Raw genomic sequence first — 19,967 nt, 5'->3', positions numbered from 1 at the left:
TACCATCAAATATGGGTATATGTCTAGATATATATAAAATATTGCTGTGTAGGAGAATGAAAAGATGAGAAGAAGAAGAATGGAAATTGTATTTTTATTTATTTTAATGGCTGCAGTTTATATGATCCTGTTCACTCATGTCAGCTTCAACGTGAAGCTATTTTTTATTGGATTATATATTTTTGTCATGTTTGTTACCATGTTTTCACTAATGCTGGAAAATAGATTTGCTCACGAGACCCTTTTATGGATGTACGTGCTTTTGTTTTTCCCTGTATTTGGTTATGTGTTTTATCTATTTTCAGGACAGCTCTATTTAAAGGGGTATTTGTTTAGAAGTAAAAGAAAAAAAGATCGGGAAGAATGGAAGAGTCTTGTCACTCATGTATCATCGCCAGATTTAACGTTCTTGAATAATCATCAGCAAGCATTCGCAGCTTTTGCCAAAAATGCTTCTGAGACCACTATAAGTACATCTTCACAAACGGAAGTATTGAAAAATGGGAACGAAACGTTTACAGAAATCATCAAACAGTTAAAAAAGGCTGAAAAATTCATCCATATTGAATATTATATTTTTCGTTCAGACAGGCTGGGGACCGAAATAATAGATATCCTAATAGAAAAAGCAAAAGATGGTGTGGAAGTTTTATTCATTTTTGATGCCGCCGGTAGTTTAAGCCTTTCAAATAATGAAGTAAAGCGGATGAAAAATGCAGGAATAAAAGCATATCCATTTTCGCCTCTGAAACATGGTTTTTTCAATCAAAAGTTTAATTTTAGGAATCATCGAAAAATCATCATCATTGATGGGGAAATTGGCTTTGTAGGCGGTTTAAACGTAGGGGAGGAATATTTAGGACGAAATAAGAACATTGGATTTTGGAGAGATACACATATGGTCCTAAAAGGTGAAGCAGTATATATGCTTCATACTGTTTTCCTTTTGGATTGGGAATATGTAAGTGGGGAAGATGTATTGCAGAAACGTCCGGTATTCAAAAATAATGTTAAACAAGGGGATGGAGCTGTCCAGGTAGTTGCGAGCGGACCGGATACACAACAGGGAATCATGAGTGATTTTTACTATTCGCTTATCACTAGCGCCACTGAATCAATTTGGATAGCGAGTCCATACTTCGTACCTAATCAAGCGATTAAAGCAGCAATTAAACATGCCGCCATTAAGGGGATACAAGTTAGGGTTATGGTACCCGCAGTAAATGATGGGTTTTTAACTCAATATGGCAGCCGCTCCTACTTCGGGGAGCTGCTACAATTCGGTGTAGAGGTATACACGTATAAAAAGGGTTTTTTACATCAGAAAATTATAATCGTAGATGGTGATATGGCTTCCATAGGGACGGCAAACATGGATATGAGGAGTTTTCATCTGAATTTCGAAGTGAATGTCTTTCTTATGGGCAGCTGTTCCATTGATGATCTTGTCACTCATTATAAAGAGGATATGATCGATAGTGACAAACTAGATCTAATTAGTTATAACAATCGTGGCTTACTGGAACGTTCAAAAGAATCATTTGCCAGATTGTTTTCGAATATCCTCTAATGGGAAAAAAAGCAGATAAATAGTATAGTGGAAATGTAATGAAATTAGTTGGCCATAAGGAGAATTTAAGCGAATATGAAATTGGTTTCCTGGAATGTGAATGGAATTAGAGCTTGTGTTAAAAAAGGATTTTTAGATTACTTTAAAGATGTGGATGCAGATATTTTTTGCCTTCAAGAAACTAAGCTTCAAGAAGGGCAAATTTCACTTGAATTGGAAGGGTACCATCAATATTGGAATTATGCATTGAAAAAAGGATATTCAGGTACAGCCATATTCACGAAGGAAAAACCGCTTTCAGTGAAATATGGTGTTGGGGAGATGGACGAGGAACCCGAAGGCAGAATCATAACATTGGAATTCGAGAATTTCTATATGGTGAATGTATATACACCCAATGCCAAAAGGGATTTATCAAGGCTTGATTACCGTCTCGAGTGGGAAGATGGGATGATTGATTATCTTAAAAAACTTGATTTGGTGAAGCCGGTTATTTTCTGTGGGGACCTCAATGTTGCACATCAGGAAATCGACTTAAAAAACCCGAAACCTAATATTGGGAATTCCGGATTCACTAATGAAGAACGTGGAAAGATGACTGAATTACTCGGTGCAGGGTTTATCGATACATTTCGCCATTTTTATCCTAAACAGGAAGGCGCCTACACTTGGTGGTCATATATGGCAAAAGTAAGAGAGCGGAATATCGGTTGGAGAATTGATTATTTTATTGTTTCAAAACGGCTGGCGGATTCTTTAATTGAGGCTAACATTCACTGCGATGTAATGGGAAGTGATCATTGCCCGGTTGTCTTGGAAACTACCCTCTAAATAGAATAAATCCGGGTAAATGGGGATACTAATGGTTATCCATATTCAACAGGAGGTAGACTATGAACACATTTATCGTGGGCTTTCATCAAGAAGATAATGTAGACAGCATGCAAGTGCAAAAATTGACGGCGGCTGAGTTTGAAAAAACAACATCACGCGGTTTTCGCAGATTATTTGAACTGGATACAAATATCGGTTATTTCGTTTTTTTTGATGCAGAAGATGATGAGGGTGATTTATCTCATCTTGTTTTACAATATGAAGAAGATAACCAGGATCCAAGTGATTGTTACTCCTTTACTAAAAATGATTTTTATGAGTTCATGGCACTTTATTTACAAGGCATGGATGAAGTGGAAGTGGAAGAAGAAGATGATGACAAAGAAGAGTATGGGCCAATCCATCATCTTGCCCATTTGATGTTTCATATTGTTGAAGAAGGAAAATCCGTAAAGCCTTAACGGTCGCGTGAAGAGATGAAAGGTACTTGTGAGCTTTGTGACAGGGGTGAGATTCAACTGACCATCCATCATTTAACTCCTAGAGAGTTAGGAGGCAGCCTTTTACCAATTGCCTATCTCTGTAAATCATGTCATAAACAGATTCATGCATTGTATTCAAACCGAGAGCTGGCGATCCGGCTATATAACGTGGTTTTGCTGAAAGATGATGAAGCATTAAAAAAATATGTAAAGTGGATTAAAAAACAACCGGTTACTAGGGCAGTTAAGATTAAAAAATCAAAAACCAAATAATGCAAAAGCCCATCTTTAATAGATGGGCTTTGTTTGTCGACAAAAGGTTAAATGAGAGTTTTATTAAAAGCGAGGGATCAGTACTTGGGTGCCCTACTTCTGAATACATTTCTCCAGGTGGTTCAGGGACACAAGTTCGACTAACGCGATAATTTCAATTTGGTCTCGTTGAATATTTACGTTTCGAAAGCATAGTGGTCAACTCGAGGGAATTATAACCATGATTTTAAAACAAGATTTGGTTATATTTTTTTACTGTTTTAATATAGGATGAAAACCTCACTGGATTAAAGAAATTCGCGAGACTCCTGCCGAATATGTGGCTAGCCGAGACACCAAAGATGCTTGGGAGACAGCCGGCGGAAAGGGAGTGGAATTCTAAAAACAACAGTAACGATTATAAAGAAAAAACTGTAGATAATACTCGCTTTTCTTCGAGATTGTCTACAGTCTGAGTCCATCTTTATAGATGGGCTTTTGCATATATTCAGCTTGCTTTATTTTTCAACCGGTCCAGTAAAAATCCACCTTTAAAATAACGTGGTTCATATGAAATGATGAAAGCCTTAGGCTCAAACTTTTCAACGGTTGCTATCAATTCTTGTTCCCGGTTGCGTTTTGTCAATATTTCCATTCGATAACGGTTGCTATCCCTGCCTTCGCCCGTATAAAGAGTGACACCAAATCCATTATTCCTCAATGTATCAACTAAGGATTCATTTTTGGTTTGGGTATTAACGGTTACATTTATAAAACCGATGGCGAGTTTTTGCTCAATTTTCGTACCAAAAATTATTCCGATTCCAAAACCGACTGCATATACAACCATGGCGAGTATGCTTTGGTCACCGCCAAATACAAGGGATAAACCAAAAACGTATACTAACATTTCTGCGATACCCAGAATCGAGGCAAGTATGGTAATATTTTTTACTAAGAAAATGGTTCGCAGCGTGTAAATCGGAACATAAATAAGTTGTAATAGTAGAATCAGAAGTATTTCTTTCAAATGAGCACCTCACCAATATCTTCAAATTAATTTAGATGTTTCACCTCTGGGATTGTTCATACCATATGTAACATCTTCCATAATCTAACCACAAAATAATAGAAGAATTCAATGGGAAATATTATGTATTTTTTGTGGCATTTACATTGAGGACGAATTATGTTTTTATAAGATTTTAAATATTCTTTTTTTTCATTAATTTGGTATCATTATCCTTATTAATTCAATATGGGGGAATGATCATGATTAATTATGATGGACGGATATTCAGAGCTAAAGTCAATTCTGAAAATGGAGAAGTATCAGGAAGTACATCCTTCCACTATTCACAAGAAGGTTCAATTCTTTCAGCAAGTTATCAGGGCGGAGAGATTGTTAAGGGTACTTTAATTGGGCTTGTCAATATGGATGGATCTCTGGAATTCAGGTATAATCATGTCAATGAAAAAGGTGAAATTAGAGGAGGTAGCTGTCTTTCCACCCCTAAAATACTCCCTGATGGAAGGATACGCTTGCATGAAAAGTGGAAATGGTCTGATCTCGAGCAGAGTGAAGGACACTCCATCATAGAAGAAGTGATAAAATAACAATCTACATAGAGGGGTTTGAGGACAATTACTACTATATGTTTAGTGCGGCATGGTCAAACAGATTGGAATGCAATAGGAAAACTTCAGGGGCAGACTGATATCCCTTTAAATGAACTAGGAAAGTTACAGGCACGGCAATGTGGTGAATTTTTGTCAAAAGAGGATTGGGATGTAATTATTTCAAGCCCTCTAAAAAGGGCAAGGGAAACGGCTGATATCATTTCCCGTAATATTGAAGTCCCGGTTATCGAAAAAATGGAATTCATTGAAAAGAATTTTGGTGTCGCTGAAGGAATGACAGCGGCTGAAAGGGAAGCTGCATTCAAGGATAAAGTATATCCGGGTCAGGAAAATCAGGATTCTTTACAATACAGGCTGATGAATGGGCTCCAGGAAATTCAAAAGGAGTATCCCGAGAAGAAAGTTATACTTGTTGCACATGGCGCTGTCATTCATTTCATTTTACGGTTGATGTCAAACGAGTCTATCGTTTCCAACGAAATGCGCTTGTTCAATGCATGTTTGAGTACGATTAGATTTGATGTCGATTCCTGGATAATAGATGATTTCAATCAAGTTAATCATTTAACTTAGTTTATTTAGGTTAAAAAATGGGTCTGGATGATATTCAGTAACTAATGAAGGAAAGAAGGAAATCATGACTACTAAGACGGCATTGATTTTAGGGGCTACAGGTGTGGTTGGTACCCAGTTGGTTAAAGAGATAAGCAAGAGCAAAATTTATAAGGAAATCCACTTACTGACAAGAAGGGAAATGAAATTCACGGAACCCAAGTGCACAGGACACGTTGTGGATTTTGAAAATTTATCCAAGTATGCCGATTTGTTCAACGTCACCGATGTTTTCATTTGTTTAGGTACAACGATCAAGAATGCTAAATCGAAGGAAGCTTTTCGTAAAGTCGATTATGATTATGTAATAGAGGCAGCTAAAATGGCGAAAGCGTCCGATGTTGAAAAATTACTCGTCATAACAGCCATGGGAGCCGATTCCAAATCAAAGTTTTTCTACAGTCGTGTTAAGGGCGATGTGGAAGGAACACTACAACACCTAGAATTGAATTCTGTCCATATATTTCGTCCATCCTTACTTATTGGTGAACGAAAGGAATTTAGGGCAGGTGAAAAGATCTCTGGTATGCTAAGTTCCTTTGCTAAATTTCTCTTTGTGGGCCCATTACGTCCATATTGTGCCATAGAAGCAAACAAAGTAGCTGCTGCAATGTATGCAGCGGCCCAAACGACGGCACGAGGATATTATTTTTATAATTCAGATGAAATAGAGAAACTTGCAACAAAGAGGTAATTATTAATTAGTGAAACGAGCCTCCAAAAGGCTCGTTTTTTTAATATAAAAACAAATTTTTTTTTGAGAATTCATGCCCGTTTAAGAAGAAAGGGGATCTGTTTTAATGAAACTATTGATGCTGGAAAAGCAATTGAAGCTAATGTTAAAGGTTGGCAGGTAAAGTCTTACGAAGGGGTACAATTTCTGTTGTACCGGCCCAGTAGGAATTTTGGATATACTTGATCTAATCTTCCGATTGAAACTTGATTCTAACAAGGATTTCCACTACAATTCGTAGTGGGAGGGTGAAAAATGAATATTAAAAATTTTAAATATGATGAAGTTGGACTGAATCGTTTCTTTGGCCCTTTGGAAGCTAATATCATGGAATATTTATGGAATGAAAATGAACAGAGTATTAAAGCGGTTCAACAGTTCTTGGAGCTTGATAAACCTATCAACTTTAATACGGTAATGACGGTCATGAATCGACTGGTTGAAAAAGGCATTCTTGAAAAGCGGTCTGAAGGAAGGCTTTCATTATTTCGCCCCGTTCAGTCTAAAGCGGAGTTTTTAGAAGAGCAGTCAAAGAAACTTACTGAGAATTTGCTGGATGAATTTGGAGGGGCTGTAATTAGCCATATGTTAGATGCCATGAAAGATGCTGACCAAGGTTTAATTGAAAAATTGGAACAAAAAATTCAATCATTAAAAAAGGATAAATTATAATGTGGAGGAAAAAGTCTTATTTTGTGATAAGCCTGAGTCTACTAATTGCCTGTTTAGTATGGAGCCAAATGGGAGCTTTTTTGGCACACATCTTTTTTGGAGTAAATATTAAAGCCAACTTTTTTAAATTTTGCTTTAGTCTATTCAAGGAAGGTTCAGTATACTACTTTGTGGTCATCACACTGCTCAATATTGTAATAGCCTATAGTATATTGAGCACCCTATTCAAAATTGCAGAGCAATATCTCTTATCCAGAAGGTTTAAACAAAAGCTTTTTATCTACAAAAATGTTGAAAAGACAAGGTCTATAAATGAAACATTCAAACGGGTCAACAAAGATATCTTAGTTGTGAATGCTGATCAACCTCTTGCGTTTACACTTGGTTTCAGGCGACCATTCATTGTTATCAGTACTGGTTTAATTCGATTATTGGACTTTGATGAGCTAGAAGCGGTAGTAGAGCATGAGGCCTTTCACCAAAAAAAATACGATCCGCTGGTAATCTTCATTTTACAGTTGATTTCACATGCGTTATGGTTTATCCCACTGACAAAATGGTGTTATAAAAATTACAAAATAATAAGTGAATTATTAGCCGATGAATATGCGATTAATAAAATGGGGACTGAATTAGGCATAAGTGCTGCTTTGTTGAAGTTAATTAAACATTGTTGCTCTGATAAATCCTCTCCTGTCCTTGTCCACTTCTCGAATGAATCGGTTAACTATAGACTTCAGCAATTAGTCGATCCCCATAAAACAATTCCTTTGAGGGCTGATATTACCACGATTTTTGTTTCTATATATGTTTTGATTATACTATTGGGAATGACTATAGTGATTGTCTGATGACTTTCACTTGATTTTTTTACACCATTACACTACACTTTGTAGTGTGAAATAAAATAAAAGGAGTTGTGTCATGAATAAACAGGAAATCGGTACCTTTTTATTAAGAGTAATATTGGGAGTTACATTTTTGTTGCATGGTCTGTCAAAATTCCAAGGTGGATTGGAAAACACTTCAGGATGGTTTCAAAGTATAGGCATTCCCGGGTTTATGGCCTATGTAGTTGGTACAATTGAATTGGTTGGAGGAATTGCTTTAATTTTAGGTCTTGGAACAAGAATAATTTCTGCCCTCCTTATAATCATTATGGCTGGTGCAATTGTTTATGTGAAATTTCCATCAGGTTTTATGGGGAATGGAGAAGGTACAGGTTTCGAATTAGATCTCATTCTTATGATAATTGCACTTCACCTAGTATTAAATGGAAGTCGATTCCTATCTATAGACTCTAAGTTACCAAATCTTAAAAGAGGACAAGAATCAGAAACAATAGCAAGTTAATAGGGATAAAAATTATCACGGCTTCAAGTTTGTAGCTCACCGAATAGAACGAATAGACTAAAGTCAAAAAGGACCTAATAGATTAGGTCCTTTCAGACTGTAGACAAACTCGATGAAAATCGAGTTTGTCTATTTTTTATGAGTTGTACAATTTGGCCGTTGATTTTCCACTCCAGGCACTCGCTTTCCGCGGGCGGTCGGGGAGCCTCCTCGGCTTTCGCCTGCGGGGTCTCCCCTAGACGCGCTTTTCCCGCAGGAGTCTCGTACCTTCCGTTCCAATCAACTTTGTCTTACCTTTTAGATAAACACTTTTGCCTGGAGTCATTTTTGTTTTAAAATAGAAGTATTAAAACTTGAGGTGATGAGGATGCTTTCTAAACATGATTCTATTCAGCGAGATCAACTTGAAATGATTACGTTAGATCAACTGGTGCCACTGAACCATTTGGTTCGTAAAATGGAGGCTGCCATTGACTTCACTTTCATTTATGACTTGGTGAAAGAGATGTATTCAGAGGTAGGACGCCCAAGTATTGATCCAGTTATTTTAGTTAAACTGACATTCATTCAATATACCTTCGGTATTCGTTCCATGCGTAAAACGATTGAAGAAGTTGAAACCAATATGGCTTACCGTTGGTTCTTAGGCTATGGTTTCCATGATAAAGTACCTCATTTCTCTACGTTCGGGAAAAATTATGAGCGACGCTTTAAAGATACAGACCTGTTTGAACAGATTTTCTATCGCATTTTAATGACAGCTGCTAATAAAAAGTTAATAAGTGCTGAACACGTTTTCGTGGATTCCACACATGTGAAAGCCAGTGCGAATAAAAGGAAATTTGAAAAGAAAATCGTTCGTAAAGAAACACGAGCGTATCAAGGGCGTCTTCAAGAAGAAATCAATCAAGATCGTGAAAAACATGGAAAGAAGCCTTTTCCATCAGATAAATTTGATAAAGAAGAGACCAAAGAGATTAAAGAAAGTACAACGGATTCTGAGAGTGGCTACTATGTGAAAGATGAACGAACAAAACAGTTTGCCTATTCATTCCATGCGGCCGCAGACCGCAACGGTTTTGTATTGGGAACGATTGTAACACCTGGAAATATACATGACAGTCAGATCTTAGAGCCACTAGTTGAACAAGTGATTGAGAAAGTTGGAAAACCGGAAGCCGTTGCCGCAGATGCAGCTTATAAAACACCAGCGATTACAAGCTACCTATTTAACAAAGAAATCATACCGGCTTTACCTTATACACGTCCTCGCACCAAAGAAGGATTTTTCCGCAAACAGGACTATGTATACGATGAACATTTTGATTGTTACCTTTGTCCTTCGGGAGAGCTATTAAAGTACTCAACAACCAATAAAGAGGGCTATCGCGAGTATAAATCACCCAAACACACTTGTGCGACATGCTCATTTTTATCTCAGTGTACAGAAAGCAAAGACCATCAAAAAGTGGTGACACGGCATATTTGGCAAACACATGTGGAAGAAGCAGATCATCTGCGTCATCATCAAGATGTAAAAACTATATATGCGAAACGTAAAGAAACGATTGAGCGTGTATTCGCAGATGCAAAAGAAAAGCATGGTATGCGTTGGACAACTTTAAGGGGACTTAAAAAATTGTCGATGCAGGCGATGCTTACTTTCGCTGCCATTAATTTAAAGAAGATGGCCAATTGGACATGGCGAGGTCCAAAAATGGCCTAACATAGTGGGCTCGTAGAGCCCCAATCTCCTAACTTCAGGCAAAAATTCAAAGGGAATCTCAAAAAGGGGTTCGGAATTTTTTAATTCCGAACCCCTTTTGTCTACAAACTGAAAGGACCTAATAGATTAGGTCCTTTTTTTTGATGGAGCGATATTCTGTTGAAATGCACCAGAACCTTTGATTTTCTACTATTGTACGCAAATAATCGCTAAAGAAAATCGAGTCAGGGTTTAATGGTTTGGAATTTCAAAATTGGGCTATTGTGTTTTTCCCTTTGTAAAAGGTTCTACATTCTCTTATTTGTCCAATACCTACCTTGTCCTATTCTGTGGTCCTTCTGGTGACACTGCTTTTTAGCAGAACAAAACAGGACATTGGTCGGAAGGGGAATATATCGTCCATAATATTATAGAATAGTACTTTGTGCTACAGAAGCCTTATAGTACAAGGTGTATAGTACTAGGAGAAATACGGCAATATTAAATTAACCTTGACAGGGAAGGTGTCGTGGGTTCGAATCCCTCACAGGTCATCAACTAACAAAGGCTCAAATCCTTGATATAACAAGGATTTGGGTCTTTTTTCTGTATGTTTATACATTGGACAAAGACTGCATGTGACGGTTAATTTATCTTACAGTACAAAGGGCTCCGTAGTATGCTGTTAGAACCCGTTATGTCCAGAAGTAATCATCAAACCGATCGGCTTTGGTTTCCCTTCATATGGGGTTCTTTTTTGTAATGAGTAAAAAAAAAATTGGTGAATTTTCAAAAGAGGATAAAACACTTTACTGAAAAGAAATAATAAATAACTTATCGATAAATCCTTATGTGAAATCTGTTAGTTCAAAGTCAATTACATATACTAATGGTTTTAAAAGAATATTTATCGCTGAATAAGGAAAGCTACTACGTCTTATTTTTGAAGAGTATGGATTTGATATTGAAATCATTGGTACTGACAGGATTAAAAAACAGCCTCTAGATGGCGTACTGCTTATAAAAAATATTACTTTTAATGTCAATGTATCTATTTAATTTCATTTATTTCTTTCTTTTTGTCATTGGTTAGGTGCATAAAAAAAAATTACCGATTTTTAAAAAGATTTCACTTATGTAATATTTTCTTACCAAAAAATAAGGGGTTGCTCTCATATTTCTTTTTGTTATGTTTCCTTATTTCACTTATCTATGTTCTAAAAAATAATGGCTTTAAAATGATGATGAATGCTGTTGCGAAGATGGTACTTGCTGAATAGATTAATAAATAGATATGATTGTGTAATTACCCTTTTTCTTCCTATAACTCAGCATATTATTAAGGAGGATTTATAATGAAAATAGTTGAATTCAATAAAGAATATTTGGAGTTAATCGGAAATTTACCTGATTCTCTTGAGGAGTATCAGTTTTACCTTGGACTGAAAGAACGGAAGATTTATTATAATTATGATGTGGATGCAACCATTGTCAATAAAATTGTTTATTGGATTCAAGAATGGAATCGAGAAGATGAAGAGTTAAATATTCCAATAGATAAAAGAAAGACAATACAAATTTATGTAACATCTAATGGTGGAGATGTAGTGGCTGGTTTTTCTGCCATTGATGCAATTAAATCAAGTAAAACGAAAGTTGAAACCATTGGTGTAGGATCTTGTGTTTCTATGGGTGCGTTACTGTTGATTAGCGGACATTATAGAAAAGCATATCCCAATACAATAATTCTTATTCATGATGGAAGTATGTCTGTTCAATCAACTTCTAAGAAGGCTAAAAATACAATGAATTTCTATGATCGTTTAGATAATCGTATTAAGAAGTTTGTTGTGGAAAATACCAACATTTCAGAAGAATTGTATGCTGAAAAGGAAGATGAAGAATGGTACATGTTTGCAAATGACGAAGGTTTGAGTTTAGGAATTGTACATGAAATAATTTAAAGTTATAGTTAATAGGGAAGTGAAATTGGTTATAATTCTTGCTTGTTACTAAAGACATCATTCAATTATTTTTAGAAGAAAAACGTGAACTTTTTTCAGTTATATAGTTAAATTGGTGCTAACAAGCACAAGATAAATTACCTCTAAAACTTTTATATCAACATTCTATAGCTATTTTCCATCTTTTTTAGAACGTGAGAATTTAAACAAGATGGGTAACTTATATAATAGTGGGATACAAATTTAGTCTGAGAGCCATTGGACAACCAGGGGCAAATTAGTATGATTCTAAGCTACAAAAGATTAAAGACTAGACAAACTTTCAAAAAAAGTGGGAATGAAAAGAACTGATAGTCCGGAATATATGACTGACTACTCAGTTTTTAAGTAAACTATGAACGCTAAAATTAAGTAAACGTCAAGTAGCCCCAAAATATACTACATAAATGGTGTATTTCGGGACTACTTTTTGTTCGCTTCATTTTTTATTGGTACTCTGCGTATGGAAGGCAAAGTGCAGGAGAGAAAATCTACCATGTACCGGGCAGGGAATTTTACGATGAATCTGCTGCGGAGGAAAAAAGAATTGATTGGTCTATGCAATCCTTCAGGTTCCTTTTTTAGTTAAGTACGGCTAAAAGAGGAATACTGAAGGATTTTTCTATTAGTCCAGCAAAGAGATTCAAGAAATTCCATCTTAAACGTAATTGGGTGTCATGATCATTAGGCTTGATAAGGACCGTGATTTCTCCTGCTACTATAGCTTTTATGAATAACAAACAAAAAATAGATTTTTTTAATGCAACAGTAAATGGTAGATAAGGTGGGCTACTCTCTTGATTATTTTCGCTCGTGATGCCTCTTACTGATAATTATATTAGTAGGGATAACTGCAACAGAGTTAACCGGTATAAAGCATATTAAACTATATATGTAGATTTAATATAAATCTTATTGAAAACTAGAAGGAGTATATGCAGTGACCAACTTATTTCATAACTACTCTATTTTTGAAAATGATGAAAGGCAAAACAATTTTTGTAATGGAAAATTTACTGAACAAGTTGGATAGACTGTTCATTTTAATGCAAAAGTATTTGTTTTTGTTTAATCGAAGAAAATCAAGGTGAATGGTTCAGTGTTTTGTAACAATGTGTTCATGAACAAAACAAACACTTTAAGCTAGTGGGATAATCATTTAATATTTTATTTAAACCAGTCTGTCACCTGAAAAATTGTTAGTATTCAAGTGATTTTCGTTGACGAACACATGTTCTCTATTATAAAATACAGTCATGGGTAATAATGGTATAGTGGTTATTGCCCACAAGTTCAAAAGGAGGCTTGGAAGTTACTCAAGCTTTCTAACAAAAATTAGAACAAAAGGAGCTATATAATTATGACCATGCGACTGTCTCCCTATTTAATGATGAACGGAAATGCAAAGGAAGCGATTCAATTTTACGAACAAGCACTTGATGCGAAAGTTCTTATTAATCAAACTTTTGGAGAAATGCCTGAAAACCCGGAATTTCCTCTACCAGAAGAAGCAAGGGATCTTGTGGCACACGCAATGTTAAAGGTTGGAGAAACAGACCTCATGTTTTCAGATACGTTTCCAGGTCAGACCAGTCAAACTGGGGACCAAGTTACGATTTGTATTTCTATTGATGATATCGAAAAATCAAAACAGATCTTTGAAACCTTGTCGCAAGATGGAGAAGTGAAAATGCCGCTGCAGGAAGCTTTTTTTAGCCCTGCTTATGGGGTTGTATTGGACAAATTCGGTGTAACCTTCCAAATTTATACAGAGGGTAAGCAATAATTTTTTCTAGTTAAAAATAGCCCCATGGAAAAAGTCAAAAGCGGCTGTTTTGGTGAATCAAGTTTCAACTTAAGGCGCAAAAAAAATCCCGATTTCTCATTTATATCACTGAGAGATTGGGATTCTTAATATTGGAATATCCCTAACGTTGTAAAATCCACGTTTTGCTTTAGGTCCTTCTTATGGAATTTAACTGTGATCCTTATCGCTTTTCATGAGCAGCTAAAGATCCTCCCACACGTTAAGCATATCAGGTATCAAAAGAAGAACAAGACCACGTTTATGCATGATGTAGGCTCCCGGAAAAAGATTTGAATATTATTAGCTCAAAAAATACCCCTTACGTTGATGATTCCAGTGCCATTTCATGATTTTGATACGTTAACGTTATCCTTTTGTGATATCTGTCATCAATTCTTTATCTGTTTGTTCTTTGTATAGAAAATGGCTATGCTATCATTTAAACCATTAGCATACATACTAGCCAAATAGGATGTAACAACATATGAAAAATGAAATATCATATCGCCAATAGGGGAGATGACACGCAGTGCTGAAAATAGGGCGTTAAAAACGAAAAAATGCAAGTCTTGAATGAACTAAATTCATATAATTGATCGTTTTATATGAAAATTGACTTAAATCAATTCAAATATATATTGATCATTTTCTCGCCAATCTGCCACATCATCCAAAGCCTGTTATTTACCAATGTTGAATCGATTCATTTTTTTCTATTAATAAGCTAATATCACTCAGTAACTTTACATGGCGTAATATGGGGGAAGGGGGAACATTGTGAACACAGATCAAGCTTTCGACCTGTTAAAGGATGCAGGGGTAACAGAAAGTAGTAGTATACAAACTGTCAGACGTTGGCTGCGAGAAGGGAAAATTAAATACGAGGGAGGAAACGGGAATAGAAAAACTGGATACATAATGGATGACACAGATCAAGCATTCGACTTGTTAAAGGATGCAGGGGTAACAGAAAGTAGTAGTATACAAACAGTCAGACGTTGGCTGCGAGAAGGGAAAATTAAATACGAGGGAAACGGGAAGAGGAAATCTGGATACATAATCGATGACACAGCCTCAAGGCTGGCTATAAATGATTCTATCGATCAAAATAAGGATGAAATCATACACCGGTTAAAATTAAAAATACAAGCTCAAGAAAAGCATATAGAAGGAATTGAAGAACTTAATGAGACTTCAAAAAAAATATTGATTCAGCAAAGGGATATGTTTAAAAAGGAAGTTGTAATTCTAAAGAATGAGAAAAGTGAATTACAAAAAGAAACAAAGGATTTATTAAAAGAAAATATTGAATTACGTAATGAATTGATAAAAGTAAAAGAGAACCTAAGGGACAAATACAATCTAGGCTCCACTACTCATACAAATGATTATATTAAAAAATTAGGGCTTTCAAAAATGGCGAGTAATAAAGAAGTGTTAGCAGGATATAAAGGGTTGTTAAAAATAACTCATCCAGACCATAATGGTAACGCAAAGGTATTTCATTACATTAAGACTGATTACGATATTTTTAGAAATAGTAACAGAGGAAAATGATCATTAGAGTTTAAGTCCCTAACATGCTGAATGGGGGAAAGTAAATGCAAAGAAAGGCTAATCAGAATTAGGATTTGCACAGCTTAGGAGCCTCAGGGAAGTTCCGCCAGCCAATATTTTGGAATTAAATAAAATTTTAGAAAAAGAGCATTTTAAAATCCTTGATAGTTGGAATACATATTCAATATTGGGATCAGAACGCCTAGGAACTTGAACTTGAATGAAACGAATTCATCAATTCATGCTGATGCTTGAAATAGACGCAAAAATTTACCAGTACATATAACGATAACGGTGGGATTGCTATAAATATTTTGCCTTATAAACATATAAAAGAAGAGATGAAGTTTTGGAGGTTCAATGGACAAGTCTTCTTGGCTGTTGATCTTTCTTTTTTTATGAACTCAACGTGTGCCCATTTTAAATAGGCAGATTCCTAATGAACTAATAGGTACATTAGTTCATTAAGAAAAATTAAAATTGTTCATTCCAATAGTTTTTTGCCCGCACTTCATTCTTCATCCATTAATAAAAGATATAAAGGATTGGCTTGGACAGTCATGTGGGAAATCTATAGTCTATTTTTGTCTTCTCATCCATTGTGTTGCAACCCATTTTTCTCCGGTTATAACTGGCGCTCCACCGTGTAAAGTTAGTTCGTTTAGGTTTTTATCGTTATAGAAATATTCGAAATACACCGCCATGCCTTTTTGTGGGGACACTGAAAAGTTCAGTTTAGGAAAAAAAGTTTCCCCCCCTTGCTCCACATCATTTAAGTACATGATGATTGTGCTAATTCTATTATTTTTTGCGGCTTTACTTGTAGGTGTAAAAAAATCAAAGTGAGCTTTATATTCTTGACCAGGAGTATATTTAAGAATTTGAATACCATCCCCATGTTCAATGGGTATATTCATGATTGATGATACTCTTTTTTCAATTTTGGAAATGATGTCATTTTCATTATCTTGAAAAAACATACTACTACTTGTTCTTATCTCATTTAATTCGTGTGTAACTCCAATTTTAGAACGATGCATTTTGTCTTTTGACAATCTAATAAGTTCGTCACATTCTTCGTCACTCAAAACATTTTCTAAAACCACAATTAGAGGTTCTTCTAATCTAGTAATTATATTAATTTCTCTATCTTCCGTTTTGATTTTATTTCCAATGTGATTAAAAATAGTTTGTTCTTTACTTATTTTATTGTCCACTGTCAACTTTCATCGACTCCTAAAAGAATGAATTTTCTGACTGATCATTTTGTTTTATTTCTGTAAACGGTTTCTATGATAATTATATCATGAACGTTGTTATATAACTGTTTCTTATTCTGCTTACACGTGCTTTATCTTTAATGAAGGTTGTTAAAACATCATTTTATTATGTAACTATGGGGGAAAGTATTCATGTAATGAATGAAATAGAGTTTGAGCGTGAAAAGTCCGATTGATAAGATGAGGATGTCGCAAAGCTTAGCAGCGAAAAGGAGAAATACAAAAAAATAACATAAAAATAAATAAACTTTTAATTCCTTCGGATGTTACATAAATCCTGGTGATTCATGCTTTAGTAACGATCAAGTCTTGGATTGAAGAGGGAATCCACAAATTCAATGCTGGAAGCCATTAAACGAATACTTGCCAATTTTAAATAGGACTTAGACAACCGTACTCATAATCTAATAATTAACATGTAAAAAGGATTTCCTTCAGTATGGAAGTCTTTTTACTATTTTACTTAACTATCCATTACTTTAACTTTCGATTGGATTAAGGAGTTATAACACTTTTATACGATCGCCTTCATTTGATAACCAGACTTGCTTCCCCAAGTGCCATCTAGTGATGAAATTTCCTTTTGTACGAACTCGATATTTCAATAAATCTTAAAATAATGATATACAATATTTCAAAAATAACCTCGCTAGAATATATGGTTAAACCATATTTAAGCAGTTAAGTATTAACCATCTTTTTCTTAAATCGGATTTCTTTTCAATTAATATAATCAAAAATAAATTCAAAATGGTAAAAAATAGATTTTAAAAAGGGAATTCAAATCTTTTGTTGAACATGAATATTGTGGGCCATTTTAACAGTTTCGTGATTTTGTGTAAGCGATTACATCGGGATTTATCATATTTATCTTGATCATGGTAGTGGATTATATTATTAGCGAATGGAGGTTAACCCATGATTGGCACGATGGCGATCAATATGAATGATTCACGTTCTTTCCTCACGGAAAAACACTTATTATTTAAACAGTCAATTCGTGAATTTCTCGACAAGGAGGCTGTCCCCTTTTATGATCAGTGGGAAAAAGAGGGGGGGATCCCTCGCTCCTTTTGGAAAAAAGTTGGGGATAACGGACTTTTATGTCCTTGGCTTGATGTGGAATTCGGTGGGGTAGGAGCAGATTTCGGATATTCAGTTGTATTGGCAGAAGAATTCGAAATGGTTGGATCAGCCTTAAGAGGAATATCAATTCATTCTGACGTTGTAGCCCCTTATATTGCTTCATTCGGAACAATGGATCAAAAACAAAGATATTTACCTAAGTTCATTACAGGAGAAATGATTACCGCCTTTGCAATGGCAGAGCCAGGGATGGATTCAGAATTTGCTAGTATCCAAACAACTGCCATCAAGAAAGATGGGTATTATATTGTAAATGGAGCTAAAACGTTTATCACAAATGGCTTTAAAGCCGACTTCATGATAGTAGCATGCAAAACTGATCATGATGCTGTTCCTTCCCATGATGGAATCAGTTTGTTGCTAGTAGATAAAGATACTCCAGGGTTTACCCGAGGCAGAAAGCTTGAAAAAGCAGGCCAGGATAGCTCAGGCACAGCCGAACTATTTTTCGATGATGCTCCAGTTCCAGTTGGGAACCTCCTTGGGGAGGAAGGGAGGGGCCTTTCATATATAATGCAAAAACTGCAGCAGGAAAGACTTATGTGTGCGATTGGGTCTTTGATGGCAGCTAAAGACATGCTCCACTTAACGGTGAATTATATAAAAGGACGAAAAGCATTTGGTAAGAAAATAAGTGAATTTAAAAAGTTACAGTTTACCATTGCTGAAATAGCGACCGATATTCAGTTGGGAAGAACGTTTGTTGATGGTTTGATCTGTAAACATATAAATGGCGAGAATATCATAACTGAAGTATCGATGGCTAAATACTGGATCACGGAGATGTCCAAGCGAATATCCGAAAAATGCATGCAGTTACATGATCGATACGGAAATATGGGCGACGATAAAATTGCCCGGCGTCATCGGGACATTCCTTTGACAACACTCTATACAGGGTCAGATGAAAACATAAAAACCCTGATTTCTGAAAATATCGGGTTTTAATTCATTATTAATCACTTAAATCTATTGACTGCCTCAATTAAAATGAGGTAGTTTTTTTTATTCCATTTATTCAATATAATTACAATGAACTAGTTTTTTTAATTAAAAGGTTTATACCATTTATCTTATGGGTAAAAGAGACTGTGCATATGAAAAATTAATATTTTTGTAAAATTTGTAATTGTATGCGAAAGATGGAGGTGCTTTTTGTGTTAAAAATCGAAAATGTATCAAAAATCTATAAGGGAGGAAAGAAAGCTGTAAAGAATATATCATTGGATATTAAAAAAGGGGAGTTCATTTGCTTCATTGGTCCGAGTGGATGTGGTAAGACAACGACTATGAAAATGATTAACCGGCTTATTGAACCATCTGAAGGCAAGATACTTATTAATGGGGAAAATATAATGGATAAAGATCCAGTCGAGCTAAGAAGGCAGATTGGGTACGTTATCCAGCAAATCGGACTTTTCCCCCATATGACAATTCTTGAAAATATCACCCTCGTTCCAAAACTTCTTAAATGGAATGATCAGAAGAAAAAAGAACGTGCACTGGAATTGCTTCAGCTTGTTGATATGGGACCGGAGTATCTGGAAAGGTATCCCTACGAATTGAGCGGCGGGCAGCAACAAAGGATAGGCGTACTCAGAGCTCTTGCTTCCAATCCTCCGCTCATTTTAATGGATGAACCTTTTGGCGCACTGGATCCCATCACCCGAGATGCCCTTCAGGAGGAATTTAAGAATCTGCAGCGCACACTTGATAAAACAATCGTTTTTGTTACCCATGATATGGATGAGGCCATTAAGCTAGCCGACAGGATCGTCATCTTAAAGGCTGGTGAAATCGTCCAAGTTGGAACACCTGATGAAATCCTTAGAAACCCAGCCAATGAGTTTGTTGAAGAATTCATCGGTAAAGATCGATTGCTTCAAACAAGACCTAATGTTGAGTTGGTTGAACAAATCATGAGTCGTAATCCCATATCCATTACAGAGGAAAAATCCCTTACCGATGCTATTACGATAATGCGCGAGAAACGGGTTGATTCTTTACTTGTGGTCGATGAGCAAAATGTTTTGAAAGGATACGTAGATATTGAAACGATCAGTGAATATCGAAAAAAAGCTAAATTTATCAGTGAAGTCATCAATACTGAAGTTTATTCAGTGAAACAGGATTCTTTAATCCGTGATTCCGTCCAGAAGATATTAAAACGGGGATTCAAATACGTGCCGGTAGTTGACCAGAATAAACTTTTGGTCGGAATTGTTACTAGGGCAACCTTGGTCGATATCGTCTATGACAGTTTATGGGGAGAGGAAGAAAATCAAGTGGCAGAAATGGTAGAAATGTTTTAGGAGGTGCA

18 protein-coding genes are annotated in these 19,967 nt (G+C 35.7%); 16 read left to right on the top strand and 2 right to left on the bottom strand.

Translation table 11 applies throughout. From position 1 onward, the window contains the following. The first annotated feature begins 64 nt into the window (after positions 1-64). From cls to QUF78_RS14385, 4 genes are all read left to right on the top strand, one after another. Positions 65-1,570: a cardiolipin synthase gene (gene cls, locus QUF78_RS14400; RefSeq protein ID WP_289325192.1), complete on the top strand. Its 1,506-nt coding sequence runs from the start codon at positions 65-67 to the stop codon at positions 1,568-1,570. A gap of 75 nt (positions 1,571-1,645) precedes the next feature. Then, positions 1,646-2,401 (top strand): exodeoxyribonuclease III, encoded by a 756-nt coding sequence (locus QUF78_RS14395; protein ID WP_289325191.1) that lies wholly within the window; start codon positions 1,646-1,648, stop codon positions 2,399-2,401. A gap of 62 nt (positions 2,402-2,463) precedes the next feature. Then, entirely contained in the window at positions 2,464-2,865 is a 402-nt protein-coding gene (locus tag QUF78_RS14390) for a cytosolic protein (protein ID WP_289325190.1), read from the top strand. A 15-nt stretch (positions 2,866-2,880) separates the two neighbouring features. Then, positions 2,881-3,159, top strand: coding sequence for an HNH endonuclease (locus tag QUF78_RS14385; RefSeq protein WP_289325189.1), 279 nt, complete (start codon positions 2,881-2,883; stop codon positions 3,157-3,159). Between the two features lie 487 nt (positions 3,160-3,646). Here the strand turns inward: QUF78_RS14385 and QUF78_RS14380 are convergent, their stop codons facing one another. Continuing rightward, positions 3,647-4,168 carry a DUF2179 domain-containing protein gene (locus QUF78_RS14380; protein ID WP_289325188.1) on the bottom strand — a complete coding sequence of 174 codons (522 nt, stop codon included), beginning with the start codon at positions 4,166-4,168 and terminating at the stop codon, positions 3,647-3,649. 242 nt (positions 4,169-4,410) lie between these two features. On the opposite strand from QUF78_RS14380, the gene QUF78_RS14375 reads away from it, so the two are divergent. From QUF78_RS14375 to QUF78_RS14325, 10 genes are all read left to right on the top strand, one after another. Continuing rightward, positions 4,411-4,755: an avidin-fold protein gene (locus QUF78_RS14375; RefSeq protein WP_289325187.1), complete on the top strand. Its 345-nt coding sequence runs from the start codon at positions 4,411-4,413 to the stop codon at positions 4,753-4,755. A 27-nt stretch (positions 4,756-4,782) separates the two neighbouring features. Further along, the gene (locus QUF78_RS14370; RefSeq protein WP_289327320.1) at positions 4,783-5,352 is read left to right on the top strand and encodes a histidine phosphatase family protein; all 570 of its coding nucleotides are present in this window, start codon (positions 4,783-4,785) and stop codon (positions 5,350-5,352) included. A 64-nt stretch (positions 5,353-5,416) separates the two neighbouring features. Further along, positions 5,417-6,085 carry an NAD(P)H-binding protein gene (locus QUF78_RS14365; RefSeq protein ID WP_289325186.1) on the top strand — a complete coding sequence of 223 codons (669 nt, stop codon included), beginning with the start codon at positions 5,417-5,419 and terminating at the stop codon, positions 6,083-6,085. Between the two features lie 294 nt (positions 6,086-6,379). After that, the gene (locus QUF78_RS14360) at positions 6,380-6,796 is read left to right on the top strand and encodes a BlaI/MecI/CopY family transcriptional regulator (protein ID WP_289325185.1); all 417 of its coding nucleotides are present in this window, start codon (positions 6,380-6,382) and stop codon (positions 6,794-6,796) included. Further along, positions 6,796-7,647: a M56 family metallopeptidase gene (locus QUF78_RS14355; RefSeq protein ID WP_289325184.1), complete on the top strand. Its 852-nt coding sequence runs from the start codon at positions 6,796-6,798 to the stop codon at positions 7,645-7,647. The genes QUF78_RS14360 and QUF78_RS14355 overlap by 1 nt, the downstream gene beginning before the upstream one ends. A 73-nt stretch (positions 7,648-7,720) precedes the next feature. Continuing rightward, a complete protein-coding gene (locus tag QUF78_RS14350; protein WP_289325183.1) occupies positions 7,721-8,149 on the top strand; it encodes a DoxX family protein in 429 nt (142 codons plus the stop codon). A gap of 367 nt (positions 8,150-8,516) precedes the next feature. Further along, entirely contained in the window at positions 8,517-9,875 is a 1,359-nt protein-coding gene (locus QUF78_RS14345; protein WP_289323635.1) for an IS1182 family transposase, read from the top strand. A gap of 1,334 nt (positions 9,876-11,209) precedes the next feature. Then, the gene (locus QUF78_RS14335) at positions 11,210-11,818 is read left to right on the top strand and encodes a ClpP family protease (RefSeq protein ID WP_289325182.1); all 609 of its coding nucleotides are present in this window, start codon (positions 11,210-11,212) and stop codon (positions 11,816-11,818) included. Between the two features lie 1,399 nt (positions 11,819-13,217). Continuing rightward, on the top strand, positions 13,218-13,643 hold the full coding sequence (locus QUF78_RS14330) for a VOC family protein (protein ID WP_289325181.1): 426 nt from the start codon (positions 13,218-13,220) through the stop codon (positions 13,641-13,643). Between the two features lie 939 nt (positions 13,644-14,582). After that, on the top strand, positions 14,583-15,221 hold the full coding sequence (locus QUF78_RS14325; protein ID WP_289325180.1) for a hypothetical protein: 639 nt from the start codon (positions 14,583-14,585) through the stop codon (positions 15,219-15,221). Between the two features lie 578 nt (positions 15,222-15,799). Here the strand turns inward: QUF78_RS14325 and QUF78_RS14320 are convergent. Continuing rightward, on the bottom strand, positions 15,800-16,444 hold the full coding sequence (locus QUF78_RS14320; RefSeq protein ID WP_289325179.1) for a 2OG-Fe(II) oxygenase: 645 nt from the start codon (positions 16,442-16,444) through the stop codon (positions 15,800-15,802). Between the two features lie 975 nt (positions 16,445-17,419). Here QUF78_RS14320 and QUF78_RS14315 point away from each other — a divergent pair. Next, positions 17,420-18,595, top strand: coding sequence for an acyl-CoA dehydrogenase family protein (locus QUF78_RS14315; RefSeq protein WP_289325178.1), 1,176 nt, complete (start codon positions 17,420-17,422; stop codon positions 18,593-18,595). 209 nt (positions 18,596-18,804) lie between these two features. Beyond that, positions 18,805-19,959 carry a betaine/proline/choline family ABC transporter ATP-binding protein gene (locus tag QUF78_RS14310; protein ID WP_289325177.1) on the top strand — a complete coding sequence of 385 codons (1,155 nt, stop codon included), beginning with the start codon at positions 18,805-18,807 and terminating at the stop codon, positions 19,957-19,959. The last annotated feature ends 8 nt before the right edge of the window (positions 19,960-19,967 follow it).

Source organism: Peribacillus sp. ACCC06369 (assembly GCF_030348945.1).
Lineage (GTDB): Bacteria > Bacillota > Bacilli > Bacillales > DSM-1321 > Peribacillus.
The sequence above is the reverse complement of the archived record's forward strand: the minus strand, read 5'-3'. Positions and strand labels throughout refer to the sequence as shown.

Bases quoted from the DNA above. Each gene is read 5' to 3' on its own strand.
- QUF78_RS14315 (WP_289325178.1), top strand. From the start codon at position 17,420: ATGATTGGCACGATGGCGATCAATATGAATGATTCACGTTCTTTCCTC.
- cls (WP_289325192.1), top strand. From the start codon at position 65: ATGAGAAGAAGAAGAATGGAAATTGTATTTTTATTTATTTTAATGGCT.
- QUF78_RS14325 (WP_289325180.1), top strand. From the start codon at position 14,583: ATGGATGACACAGATCAAGCATTCGACTTGTTAAAGGATGCAGGGGTA.
- QUF78_RS14375 (WP_289325187.1), top strand. From the start codon at position 4,411: ATGATTAATTATGATGGACGGATATTCAGAGCTAAAGTCAATTCTGAA.
- QUF78_RS14390 (WP_289325190.1), top strand. From the start codon at position 2,464: ATGAACACATTTATCGTGGGCTTTCATCAAGAAGATAATGTAGACAGC.
- QUF78_RS14360 (WP_289325185.1), top strand. From the start codon at position 6,380: ATGAATATTAAAAATTTTAAATATGATGAAGTTGGACTGAATCGTTTC.
- QUF78_RS14365 (WP_289325186.1), top strand. From the start codon at position 5,417: ATGACTACTAAGACGGCATTGATTTTAGGGGCTACAGGTGTGGTTGGT.
- QUF78_RS14350 (WP_289325183.1), top strand. From the start codon at position 7,721: ATGAATAAACAGGAAATCGGTACCTTTTTATTAAGAGTAATATTGGGA.
- QUF78_RS14355 (WP_289325184.1), top strand. From the start codon at position 6,796: ATGTGGAGGAAAAAGTCTTATTTTGTGATAAGCCTGAGTCTACTAATT.
- QUF78_RS14395 (WP_289325191.1), top strand. From the start codon at position 1,646: ATGAAATTGGTTTCCTGGAATGTGAATGGAATTAGAGCTTGTGTTAAA.
- QUF78_RS14335 (WP_289325182.1), top strand. From the start codon at position 11,210: ATGAAAATAGTTGAATTCAATAAAGAATATTTGGAGTTAATCGGAAAT.
- QUF78_RS14345 (WP_289323635.1), top strand. From the start codon at position 8,517: ATGCTTTCTAAACATGATTCTATTCAGCGAGATCAACTTGAAATGATT.
- QUF78_RS14330 (WP_289325181.1), top strand. From the start codon at position 13,218: ATGACCATGCGACTGTCTCCCTATTTAATGATGAACGGAAATGCAAAG.
- QUF78_RS14385 (WP_289325189.1), top strand. From the start codon at position 2,881: ATGAAAGGTACTTGTGAGCTTTGTGACAGGGGTGAGATTCAACTGACC.